The sequence below is a fragment of the Paenibacillus sp. Negev47 genome, from assembly GCF_058313655.1.
Genome location: NZ_CM177754.1, coordinates 157728 through 170322 on the forward strand (window position 1 = coordinate 157728; position 12595 = coordinate 170322).

Here is a 12595-nt window from a genome sequence, read left to right on the forward strand (position 1 = left end):
ATGGCGATTGCAATTGTCGATTACGGTATGGGGAACCTGCACAGCGTCGGCAAAGCGGTCGAACGTCTTGGCTACGACGCGCTGGTCACGGGTGACCGGGAAGAGATTCTTAGCGCAGATGGTGTCATTCTGCCAGGCGTAGGTGCTTTTGGTGATGCGATGGTTCATCTGCGGGAGAGTGGACTAGATACGGTGGTGAAGGAAGCTGCTGCCGGATCCAAGCCACTGCTCGGTATCTGTCTGGGCATGCAGCTGTTGTTCAGCTCGAGTGAAGAACATGGCGAGCATGTGGGACTGGATATTCTGCCAGGTAAAGTGGTGCGTTTCGCACCAGGAGAACTGAAAGTTCCTCATATGGGCTGGAACCGTTTAGAATTCCTACATGCCGAAAACCCGCTATTTATGGGACTTGAGGCAGGTCACGTTTATTTTGTCCATTCCTATCATGCACTTACTGAAAATAGGGACGATCTGCTGGCGGTGACGGATTACGGACATCCGGTTACAGCCATTGTAGGCAGAGGATCCAACTTCGGTATGCAATTCCACCCGGAGAAAAGTGGTGAACTTGGCATGAAGCTGCTTGGTAACTTTCTGGCTCTGACAGGAGCGCCTGTACAAAGGTAAATGTCTCTGGAATCCGTGGACAATAGGACTGGTGCAAGAGAGCGAACACATAGTCTACGCAAGTCCAGAGAAACAGGTGTGATCTGAGTATAATTCATATGATCCGAGACGGAGTGATACACTGCTACGGAGTGTTAAACATAGCATACCCGGTATGTGAGCATTGCTCGTCTCTTCTAATTTATAAAATATCTGGAGTTAAACACGTAGGCACGAAATCCAGCGTACCGATAGAATTCATATCGTCAGTTTGCAATAAGCGTACAAATCTAATCAATATTCAGGAGGCCTTGTATGTCATCTTTTATCCTATATCCGGCGATTGATATCCGGGACGGCAAATGTGTAAGACTGGTGCAGGGAGATTATAATCAGGAGACCGTGTATAATGATGACCCGGTTCAAGTGGCTCTATCCTGGGAGAAGCAAGGCGGTACATACGTCCATCTGGTGGATCTGGATGGTGCCAAAGCGGGGCATCCCGTTAATGATGAACTGATCGGACGGATTGCCTCGGCTGTGAACGTACCCGTTCAGGTTGGTGGCGGACTTCGTACGGTAGCGGACGTTGAGCGTTTGCTGGGTCTGGGTGTTAGTCGACTGATCATCGGGACAGCAGCGATTGAGGATCGTACTTTTACAGAGGAAGTGCTGGGACGTTACGGGGACAAAGTGGCCATTGGTATCGATGCACGTAATGGTTACGTGGCAACCCGCGGATGGCTTGAAACATCTGAAGTACAGGCAGAGGTACTCGCGAAGGAACTGGCCGCATACGGGGCAGAAACGTTTATCTTTACGGATATATCCCGTGATGGCATGATGCAGGGTCCTAACGTAGAAGCGATTGTATCGCTTGCCAAGGCGAGCGGACGGACGGTTATTGCTTCCGGTGGTGTGAGTGTAATGGATGATCTGCTTCGTCTGAGTCGTCATGCCGATGATGGTGTTGGCGGAGCAATCGTGGGCAAAGCGCTGTATACTGGAAGCATCGATCTGTCTGAAGCGGTACGTGCGGTAAACAAGTAAAGGATATTCGGGTAGAGAGGAAGAGGTAGCATGCTGGCAAAAAGAATCATCCCCTGTCTGGACGTGAAGGACGGCCGGGTCGTCAAAGGCGTCAATTTCGTTAATCTCCGCGATGCGGGTGATCCGGTAGAGCTGGCGGCGCTATATGACCGCGAGGGCGCGGACGAATTGGTGTTTCTCGATATCTCCGCTTCGGTAGAAGGTCGTGAAACGATGGAAGAAGTTGTACGGCAGACGGCAGGCGAGATCGCTATTCCTTTTACGGTAGGCGGTGGCATCTCCAAGGTGGAGGATATGAAGCGTATTCTCCGTGCAGGTGCCGACAAGATTGCAGTGAATACAGCGGCGGTACTTAATCCACAGTTGATTGCCGATGGCGCACGTCGCTTCGGATCGCAATGTATCGTGGTAGCGATCGATGCCAAGTATAACGAGGCTTGGGGTGAGTGGGAGGTCTACACGCACGGTGGACGGAAACCTTCCGGAATCAAGGCACTGGAATGGGTTAAGCAAGCTGAGGCATTAGGCGCGGGAGAGATTCTGCTAACCAGTATGGACGCGGACGGAACGAAAGACGGTTTTGATCTGAAACTGACGGCAGCGGTATCTGAATCTGTGCGTATTCCGGTCATCGCATCGGGCGGTGCGGGCAAGGAATCTCATTTCTATGATGTATTCACCACAGGCAAAGCGGATGCGGGTCTGGCCGCAACGATTTTCCATTACAAAGAAGTCGCCGTACCGGCGCTAAAACAACATTTGAGAGAACAAGGGGTGGAGATCCGTGACTAAAGTGAGCGATGAAATCAAGGAACAGCTGTCCTTGGAACAGGTTGTGGAACACATTCGTTGGAGTGACGGTTTGGTTCCTGCAATTGTGCAGGATGTGGATACACGGAAAGTCTTAATGATGGCTTATATGAATCGCGAATCCCTGAAGTTGTCGCTGGAATCCGGTGAGACCTGGTTCTGGTCACGCTCGCGTCAGGAGTTGTGGCATAAAGGTGCAACATCTGGCAACGTGCAGACGATTACTTCCCTGAAATATGATTGTGACGGCGACACCTTGTTGGTTGAGGTCAAACCAAATGGTCCTGCTTGCCATACAGGTGCGGTAACTTGTTTCCATAATGAGATCATTGGTTTGCCAGAGAAATCGGCGGACAAGGCTTCGGATGGGACCGGTGCGAATGCTGCAAACTCCAGTTCCGAAAGTCGCTTTGAGGTATTGGCTGAACTGGAATCCGTTATCTCAGAGCGTGAACGTGAGCGCCCTGAGGGTGCTTATACAACGTATTTGTTCGATAAAGGTGTAGATAAAATCCTGAAAAAAATCGGTGAAGAAGCGTCCGAGACGATCATCGCCGCCAAAAATAAAGATAATGACGAGCTTCGCCTGGAAGTCAGTGACCTGATGTATCATCTGCTCGTCCTGTTACAAGAGCGCAAGCTGCCGCTGGACGACATTATGTCAGAGCTGAGCCGCCGTCATGAACGGCCTCGCCGCGATTAGGAGGCGAGTATCGTGCGTATAGACTATCACACACACCATGAGCGGTGTGGACATGCCGTCGGCAAACTGGAGGAATACGTGCAACGCGGTGTGGAGATCGGGCTATCCCAGATTGGATTGTCCGATCACATGCCCTTGTTGCATGTGGATCCGGCTCAATATTATCCGGAAATGGCGATGCCTATGGATGAACTGCCGCGTTACGTGGAAGAGTGCTTCTCCTTGAAAGAACGTTACCGTGGGCAGATTGACGTGCGCGTTGGTCTGGAAGGTGACTACATTGAAGGCTGGGAAACAGAGATCCGTGCGATTATCGAGCGTTATCCATGGGACTATGTGATAGGCTCTGTTCATTTCCTCGGGGAATGGGACATTACGGACTTCCGCCAGACCCATCATTGGGAAGGCAAAGACGTACTTGAAGTATATCGTCAGTACTACGATGCCGTAAGCAAGGCAGCTGCCACGGGCATGTACGATATTATGGGCCATACGGATGTCATTAAACGCTTCGGCTTTGTTCCTTCAGCAGAGCAAACAGAAGAACGTATCTCACTGGAGAATGCAGCGCTGCAGGCTATTGCAAAAAGTGGCTGCGCCATGGAGCTGAATGCTTCCGGGTTATCGAAACCGTGTGCAGAGATGTTCCCTAGTCGCAGGATGCTAACGGAAGCTATTCGCTTGGGTATTCCATTAACCATGGGCTCTGATGCACATGACCCACTGAAGCTGGGGGATTACTTGCCTGAAGCGGAGGCTCTCTTGCATGAGCTGGGCTGTACGGAGGTCGCTGTTTTCGAAGGCCGTCATCGCTCGTTCATTCCTTTAAATGTATAAGCCAGTGGAGTATAATGAGGGTAGGAAATAACCTTTTAGATAAGGGATTATATAGGGGCTTCAACCCTCGGGAGGGCATTATGCAGCATTCGTTACGTATTTTTTCCGGTTCATCGAACCCTAAGCTGGCAGAACAGGTATGTGACAAGCTGGGAGTACAACTGGGCAAGATCAAGCTGTCCCGGTTCAAGAGCGGAGAAATATACGTTCATTATGAAGAAACGATCCGTAATTGCGATGTGTTTCTGATACAGTCGTTGTCTCATCCGATCAATGAGCTGTTTGTTGAACTGCTTGTGATGATTGATGCCGCGAAGAGGGCTTCTGCACGTACAGTGAACATCATTGTTCCTTATTATGGCTATGCTCGTCAAGAGCGTAAATCTGCTCCTCGGGAGCCGATCTCGGCTAAGATGGTAGCGGATGTATTAACGACAGCTGGGGCCAATCGTGTGGTAACGATCGATCTGCACGCAGCGGCCATTCAGGGATTCTTCAACATCCCGGTTGACCATATGACATCGCTGGATCTAATTAGTGATTATCTGTTAAGTAAAGGTATTGAGAACCCTGTCGTGGTTTCCCCAGATGCGGGACGAGCATCAATGGCAGAGAAGCTGGCGAATCGTCTGGATTCTCCATTTGCCATTATGATCAAGAAACGGCCAAGCCATAATGAATCGGTGATCACCCATGTCATTGGTGATGTCGAAGGCCGGACACCTATTATTATTGAGGATCTAATCGATACCGGAACGACTATTTTGAATGTCGTGGAAGGGTTGAAGGAACGTGGGTCCAAAAATGTATATGTATGTGCAACACACGGATTGTTCTCGGATGGGGCAGTGAGTAAATTGAATCACCCGTCTATTGAAGAGGTGGTGGTTACGGACTCGATCGCACTGCCAGATGACCACCCTGAATGCTTCAAAGTGTTACCTGTTGCGCCAATGCTGGCCCGCGCCGTACGCATTATTGTGGATGGTGGTTCCATGGCTACATTGTTTAAGGATTCTGGTATTTAGCGCATCGAGGTATTAAATGTTGCTAAGCTTGATTAGCTGTTCCGTGTCTGAGTTGCTTGCCTGCTCAGCACGGTTTTTTTGTTTTGACTCTAGGAATTCAATTCTTGCATTACTGCTCGGAGGCTTGTGCTATAATAACATAAAATTAGTTATGATAGCGTTATCATATAGGGGGTTCATCCCAGAGGTGTGACTGAACAGTAGAACCACGGCTGATGAATATTGGCATCGTGGAGTGAGGAGTGGGGTCTATTGTCTCGTAATTGGTATTATCGGTTACTTTTTTCGTATTTTCCGATTTTTTTTCTTACCGTGACCATACTCATTTTTATCGCGTTTGTATTTATTAATGATATCTCCAGAGAGGAAACCCGAAAAGCAGACCGCATTTCCTCCAGTTATCTTTTGGACACGGTAGATCGCACGATCAGAGATATTGAACTATCCATCCTGGAAACGGTGCAGAGTCAACAGGCCTATAAACATTATTTTAATAATACAAGCCAGACCAGCTCCGATAACGTGTATACCATTGCACAGAGTTTGCGTGAGATGACCAATTCTTCCTCATGGATTCAATCCATCTATTTATATGACAAGAGAAATCAACATGTTTTGACGGTAAGTGGGTCCAGAGAAGTGGAGAGTTTCTCTGATAAGGCGTGGATTGATCAAATGGCCAACGGGTCAAATGGCTCGGGCTGGCAGCCCGTTCGGGAATTCGATGCTGAATCCGTACAACGTACCCCTATCCGGGTGTTAACCATAAATAAAGATATGCCTTTACCTTTTGGATCCCAAGGTACCCTGGTCATTAACATCAAGATGAGTAGCATCGAGCAAAGTGTAGACAGTATGGTCAATGGGCAACTGTCATTTCTGACAATTACGGATCGCGATGGCCAAGTGGTGTATAACGCACATTCTGATGGGGAGGGTTCAGTAGATGGAAAAGAGCTGAATAACTTACCCCTGGAAAGACTGGGTTGGACATTATCGAGCGGAATCAAGGTAGGGAACCTGTTTGGCTGGGTATCTGTTGTGTCCTATGTGTGGGTAATCATTGCCATTGTGACTGTCCTCTGTGCGATCGTCTATATCGTGTATATTACTCGTCGTAACTACAAGCCTATTCAGATCATCATGAACCGGATCGAATCACATCAGATTCGGGCGTTCGAACATTCCGGTGTTCGTACCGATGAGATGAAGATGATTGATGGTGTGCTTGAGAATCTGATCAATCATATGATGGATTATGATAAGAAGAGTAGAGAAAATGTACTTATGCAACGAAGTAAGCTGTTTAATGCTTTGCTGCATGGGGAACATACGGATCATGCTGCAGAACAGCTAAGGGAGTTATCTCCGCTGGATGAGGTACATGACACATCACGTTTTATTGTTGTGGTTGGTGAGATTGACCGCTATGAGAAGGGATTTCAGGAGAGGTATACAAGAGGCGAGCAGAACACTTTGAAATTTGCCCTAATGAATGTTCTGCAAGAGCTATCCCGCAATACTGGGGTACAGTGCTGGACAGAATGGATCAGTGCAGATCGTATCGCAATCCTCTTTGTGTTTAAAGAACAGCGGGATAACAAGGATATGGCCGGACAGATTCGCGTTGTGGCGGAGGAATGTAAATCATGGGTTGAACAAAACCTGCGTATTTCCTTACGCTTTGGCATTGGGCCAATTTCTGACGGTATAGGTTCGATTCGGAATTCCTATGCGGCGGCTGAGGCAGTGATGCAACGTAAACTGTTAATGAACGGGGATGTGGGTCAGGCGGAGTGTGGAGAACACCAGCATCCATTGCTGGATACCTACACGTATCTGCAGATGATCGCCGACTTCGTGAAACGGTTCCGGATGTCCAGCACCCAGTGGCGTGATCAACTGGAGGAAATATTTACAGCGTTTGAACAAAATAAGCTGCCGGATGATGAGATTCATTCCCTGATCCAGGCGATGCTACAGATGCTCAGCAGAGAAGTGGCCATGATGTCGGAAGAGCTGCAGGAAGCACTGTCAGAAGAGAATATTAACAAGTGGCTACAGTTGATGGAAGAAGCAGAGACGCTCCAAGATGTCAAAGGTCTTCTGTTCGATAATCTGACGGATCTGTTCAGAACTTATGTAGCGGTAACCGAAACCAAGAGTTACAAGGCAATGGTTAACGAAATGAAAAATTATATTGAAGAGCAGTTCGCAAATCCGGATCTTTCATTAAAACATTTGAGTGATCGATTCCAGATTACGGGCAAACATGCGAGTTATTTGTTCAAGACAGAATTCAACATGAAGTTTGTTGATTTTGTTACAGAGCTTCGCATGAAGGAAACGGAACAGTTGCTTATAAAAACGGATCATTCATTACAGGACATTGCCCTGAAGGTAGGGTATGCCAACGGGATTACTTTGGGGCGTGTATTTAAGCGGGTAACGGGGATTACACCAGGAGATTATCGTCGTTTGAAACGTGAACATCGAGAACCCGAAGAGTAGCACGAGCATCTGATGTTCATACATCAGAAATGGAAGCATAGGGTGAATTTCTTGCATTCCCTTTTCGTTCGGAGAGGAGGGAGGCAGGAGTTCACCCTTTTCTGTTGATCGGACGTTAAACTAAAATCGCATTTATCTACTCTCGCAGGGGATTATGGAGATATGCCTTAATTATTGCGTTTTGCGATTATAGGCAGTATGTGAAAACGGTTTATCTGCAATCGGTCAGGCAAGCCGGCATCTTAGGAGACATATTGCTGTTAATGCCTGAGATAGCGCGGGTTCCGGAAAATAGTCAGTGTGCGAAAATGGGCATAGTGTATAAACCATAATCCGTTTGAAAGCGCTTCCGAAACTGGTTTATTGCAGAGGGTTGGAAAAATGTGAAATACTCTGGGCAAGCATTAAACATTCACGCAAAGCCAAAGGGGATGACAAAATGACAAGAAAAGCAACCAAGGGGAGTCTGAAGAAATGGATGGGTTTGGCGCTTACGATGGTAATGGGCGTTTCTTTACTTGCGGGATGCTCATCAGCATCAGAAGAATCAGCTGAAGGTGGAACATCAGGCAATGGCGAGCGCGTTACTTTAAAGGTGGAGGTATTTGATCGCGGTAATAGTCCTTCGCCACATACGATCACGAACAACTACTTAACTAAATTTGTTCAAGAGAAATTCGGCGATCCGAATAACATTGATGTGCAATTCGTACCTGTTCAACGTTCAGAAGAAACAACCAAGCTCAACGTGTTAATGGCCAGCCCCAGCGACGTTCCAGATATTGTGTTTGTATACGACTCCAGTGTGTTCTACCGTTATGCTCAGCAAGGTGGTCTAACTGACGTAGGTGAACTTCTTAATGAACATGCACCTAACTTAAAAGAATATCTCGGCGAAGACCTGTTGAAATTCGGTCAGCTTGAAGGCCAGCAATTCGCTATTCCCGGTAAACGTGCCATTACGGCTCGTTACAACTCATATATCCGCCAGGATTGGCTCGATAAAGTCGGCATGAATGCTCCAACAACAACGGATGAGCTGTACGAAACGTTGAAGGCATTCAAAGAGAAAGATCCGGGCAATCTGGGCAGCAAAAACATCCCAATGGGTATGGCACTTGCCCCAGCGCAGTACGAAACATTGATTTACTCCTTTATTAAACCCGTACAAGATGGGCTTACGTACAGTCAGCGTTACGAGCTACCATTACATGATGGCTTCAAAGATGCGATGCAGTTCCTTAACAAGCTTTACAATGAAGGCCTGATCAGCAAAGACTTCAGTCTTGATGAAGAAAAAACACAATTGGTCAAAGACTTCCAGAACGGTAATATTGGATACATGTCTGAGGACGTAGGTCAGATTCTATATGCAGAGGGTATGCTTGATAATTTGTACAAAAATGTACCGGATAGCAAAGTTGTAGCAGTTGACGCTTACACCAACCCGAATGAGGACAACAAACACATCAAATCACGTTATGGTAGCAACGGTATGTACATCATGATTCCAAAAAGCAGCAAACGTTCGGTTGAAGCAGTGAAATACCTAGACTGGATGGCTTCTGGAACGAACCTGCTGGAGATGAACACCGGTGTCGAAGGTGAAAATTACGATATGGTTGATGGTGTTCCAGTTGTTAAAGATGATGCACCACAGGATGTCAAAGATCGTCTCTACAACGGTGGTGACATGGCCATTATTGCCAACGGTAAAGTAGTTGGAGATCAGGCAGCCAATGAAGCCGCATGGATTGCAGGCTTCCCAGAACGTAACCAAGAGCTGATGAGACAGTCCATTGATATCGCTAATACGGATACGATCGGCCCGGTTATCTTCAGCAAACCAATTGAAGCAGAATCTAAATATGGTACAGCGCTAAATGATAAGTTGAAAGTGCTTATTGTGAAAACTGCGATGGCTAAACCGGCAGACTTCGAAGCGGTATATGAAAAAGAAATGAATGATTTCATGTCACTGGGTGGCACAGAACTGAAGAAAGAGCTTGAAGCAGCACTTCAGTAAGCGTTATCAAATAAACAGGTTCATCTTGTGATTACTAAATCAATATGTAATTTACCGCATAACTTTGAAGGGACGTGTGCCGCCTGCTTTGGCGGCACAACCGTTTCTTTGTTGATAGGAGGAAACCGACTTGACCATCACATACTTGAAAAGGTATTGGCAATTGTACGCACTGATTTCCCTGCCTCTCATCTACTTTTTGATCTTTCGTTACGGACCAATGTACGGGGTACAGATTGCCTTTAAGGACTTTAACCTGTTTCAGGGAATCAACGGCAGTGAGTGGATCGGTTTCGATGCTTTTCGTGAGGTTTTTGGAATGCGGGACTTCTACACCACATTGCGAAACACTTTCATGCTAAATTTCCTCGACCTGCTTGTTTCGTTCCCTGCTCCAATTATATTGGCCATCATGCTCTATGAAGTTCGATTCAAATGGTTCAAAAAAATATCGCAAACGATTCTGTACATTCCTCACTTTATCTCCTGGGTTATCATCGGGGGGATTGTATACCAATTGTTCGGCAATCAATCCGGTATGGTTAACGGTGTACTGGAGAGTATGGGCTTAAATTCAATACCATTTTTGACAGAGAAAAATCCATGGCTTGTGACGTACCTATTCACAGGTGTCTGGCAAAGTGCAGGATGGGGAACCATTCTATATCTGGCCGCATTAACCGGCGTCAACAAGGAATTGTTCGAAGCGGCTGAGATCGATGGAGCATCGCGGCTGAAGAGAATCTGGCATATAACGCTGCCAAGTATCAAACCAACCATTGTGACCTTGCTCATTCTTAATCTCGGACATATGGTCAGCATCGGTTTTGATCGGCCTTATATTATCGGTAACACAGCGGTACGTGAATATTCAGATGTACTTAGTACCTTTGTATACAGAGTTGGTCTTGAATCAGGACAATACACGCTTGCAACTGTCGTAGGGCTATTCCAGGCTGTGGTGGGGCTAATCTTTGTACTTGGTTCAAACTATATTTCAAAGAAGGCAACCGGCGAAGGTATTTTATAAGTTATCGAAGCATGAAAGATACGCCAATCGGCTTGTATGTATAGACCATCAGTAAAGGAGCTGTGCGCATATGAGTGAACGCACCTCAAATCGGATTTTTGATATCGTTAATATCTCCTTTATCAGTTTGTTTGTTATATTCTGTCTGGCTCCATTTTTGCACACCATTGCGATATCTCTAAGTTCTAACCGGGCTATTACTTCGGGAGAAGTGACCATTTTTCCTAAAGAATTTAACTGGGATGCGTATATTCAAGTATTCTCTGATCAATCCATGCTATATTCACTGGGCTTTACGACTGTTCTGACAGTGGCAACCACAGTGTTGTGCATGTTATTCACACTTGCTGCTGCCTACCCACTGACCAAGAAAAAATTGAAAGGGCGCAAGCTCTTCATGTATGTCATCATCATTACGATGTTCTTCAGTGGCGGGATGATTCCCGAGTATTTGCTCATTCGTGATCTCAATATGCTTAATTCAGTCTGGGCACTGATCTTACCGGGACTGGTTAGTCCATTTAACCTGATTATCCTGATCTCATTTTTCAGAGGCATTCCTGAAAGTCTGGAAGAATCAGCAGAAATCGACGGCAGCTCACATGTACACACACTATTCAAAATCATACTTCCACTATCCATGCCTGTAATGGCTACATTAGCCCTGTTCTATGCAGTTGGACGCTGGAATGGATTCCAGGATTCTCTCTTGTATATTAATGATCCGAATCTGTACCCGCTACAGCTCAAGCTCTTCCAAATGGTACAAAACAACATGGTGAGTGAACTTACGCTGATGGAAGGTGCTAACCGCACACCACTGACTCCGGAAAGTCTCAAGGCAGCAACAGTTGTATTCGCAACCGTACCCATTCTGCTTGTCTATCCGTGGCTGCAAAAGTATTTTGTCAGCGGTGCCATGCTTGGCGCGGTAAAAGGTTGATATAAAAAAGCTGGGTAAGCTCCAGCCAATGGGAAGGAGGAGGAAAACAGATGCAGCACATAGATAAGGGTATATATTCGTTCTCCACATGCTGGAATATCCGAAAACATGATGTCGGGGAAACCATGATTCGGGAGATTGCCGAACTTGGCTTTCGCCAGGTTGAGCTCAATTATAACGTAACGAAGGAAATGCTCACGACGATTGAGCCCATGATTGAACGCGGAGACATCGGTATCTCCAGTGTCCCGTTTCCACATGACCCTGATCCCGATTATGGTACGGATTCCGTCCTGCTTGGATTCGAGGATGAGGTTAAACGTCAGCGGGCAATAGAGTTACTTGTTGAGTCGGCAGAATATGCCCATCGTTATGGGGCTAAAGCTGTCGTCGTACACCCTGGGGAAGTACCTTTTCCTGAGGATATCAGCAAAGATCTTGGAAAGCTCTATCACGAGGAAGGTCCGGATTCACCGAAGTATCGCAGCAAATGGGCTGAATTGATGGAGCGGCGGGAAGCCCTCAGTTCAGGGTATGTGGAGAAAATTATTGCCAGTCTGGATGAGGTATGCAATCGGGCAGCAGCTAAAGGTCTGGATGTTCGTTTCGGAATCGAGACGAGATCCAGACCACAACAGATTCCTACCCTTGCCGAAGCCAAGACCATCATCGCTGCCCTCAAAGGGGCTCCGGTTGGTATCTGGTACGATACGGGTCATGCCATTATGATGGACCGAATGGGCCTTTACGACAGTGTAGGTGAAATGCAGGACCTGATGAATGATATCGTAGGTGTTCATATCCATGAGACACTGGGCCTCTCTGACCACTGGTGCCCTTATGTACACAGTAAGGACGTGAACTTCTATGATGCCTATCTGCCGATGATTCTCCGGGCACAGGTGAAGGTATACGAGTTGAAGTCTGCCTGTAAGCCAGAAGAGATCCACGAGAGTCATGACTTGCTTATGAAGAAGCTTGGAGTGGCAGATTAGCAGAATAGGAGTCGTGATATTAGGAACATTCTGCGTGTTCAAAGCTTGTGGTTCAA

The 12595-nt window shown here is 46.9% G+C and carries 11 protein-coding genes; all 11 read left to right on the top strand.

The annotated features are described in order from the left end of the window. Complete coding sequence (hisH, locus tag AC4G47_RS00790; protein ID WP_491104333.1) at positions 1 to 627, top strand: imidazole glycerol phosphate synthase subunit HisH; 627 nt, start codon at positions 1 to 3, stop codon at positions 625 to 627. Between the two features lie 294 nt (positions 628 to 921). Then, complete coding sequence (gene hisA, locus AC4G47_RS00795) at positions 922 to 1656, top strand: 1-(5-phosphoribosyl)-5-[(5-phosphoribosylamino)methylideneamino]imidazole-4-carboxamide isomerase (RefSeq protein ID WP_340965429.1); 735 nt, start codon at positions 922 to 924, stop codon at positions 1654 to 1656. A 30-nt stretch (positions 1657 to 1686) separates the two neighbouring features. Further along, on the top strand, positions 1687 to 2448 hold the full coding sequence (gene hisF, locus AC4G47_RS00800; RefSeq protein ID WP_491104334.1) for an imidazole glycerol phosphate synthase subunit HisF: 762 nt from the start codon (positions 1687 to 1689) through the stop codon (positions 2446 to 2448). 1 nt (position 2449) lies between these two features. Then, complete coding sequence (hisIE, locus tag AC4G47_RS00805) at positions 2450 to 3169, top strand: bifunctional phosphoribosyl-AMP cyclohydrolase/phosphoribosyl-ATP diphosphatase HisIE (RefSeq protein WP_491106614.1); 720 nt, start codon at positions 2450 to 2452, stop codon at positions 3167 to 3169. A 12-nt stretch (positions 3170 to 3181) separates the two neighbouring features. After that, positions 3182 to 4006: a histidinol-phosphatase HisJ gene (gene hisJ / locus AC4G47_RS00810; RefSeq protein ID WP_458124871.1), complete on the top strand. Its 825-nt coding sequence runs from the start codon at positions 3182 to 3184 to the stop codon at positions 4004 to 4006. 80 nt (positions 4007 to 4086) lie between these two features. Next, positions 4087 to 5034, top strand: coding sequence for a ribose-phosphate diphosphokinase (locus tag AC4G47_RS00815; protein ID WP_253504789.1), 948 nt, complete (start codon positions 4087 to 4089; stop codon positions 5032 to 5034). A gap of 252 nt (positions 5035 to 5286) precedes the next feature. Next, positions 5287 to 7545: a helix-turn-helix domain-containing protein gene (locus AC4G47_RS00820; RefSeq protein ID WP_491104336.1), complete on the top strand. Its 2259-nt coding sequence runs from the start codon at positions 5287 to 5289 to the stop codon at positions 7543 to 7545. Positions 7546 to 7984: 439 nt separating this feature from the next. Next, positions 7985 to 9571 carry an extracellular solute-binding protein gene (locus tag AC4G47_RS00825; protein ID WP_491104337.1) on the top strand — a complete coding sequence of 529 codons (1587 nt, stop codon included), beginning with the start codon at positions 7985 to 7987 and terminating at the stop codon, positions 9569 to 9571. A gap of 130 nt (positions 9572 to 9701) precedes the next feature. Next, on the top strand, positions 9702 to 10601 hold the full coding sequence (locus AC4G47_RS00830; protein WP_062837760.1) for an ABC transporter permease: 900 nt from the start codon (positions 9702 to 9704) through the stop codon (positions 10599 to 10601). A 70-nt stretch (positions 10602 to 10671) separates the two neighbouring features. Continuing rightward, positions 10672 to 11544 (top strand): carbohydrate ABC transporter permease, encoded by an 873-nt coding sequence (locus AC4G47_RS00835; protein ID WP_491104338.1) that lies wholly within the window; start codon positions 10672 to 10674, stop codon positions 11542 to 11544. 50 nt (positions 11545 to 11594) lie between these two features. Continuing rightward, positions 11595 to 12539 (top strand): sugar phosphate isomerase/epimerase family protein, encoded by a 945-nt coding sequence (locus AC4G47_RS00840; protein WP_491104339.1) that lies wholly within the window; start codon positions 11595 to 11597, stop codon positions 12537 to 12539. The last annotated feature ends 56 nt before the right edge of the window (positions 12540 to 12595 follow it).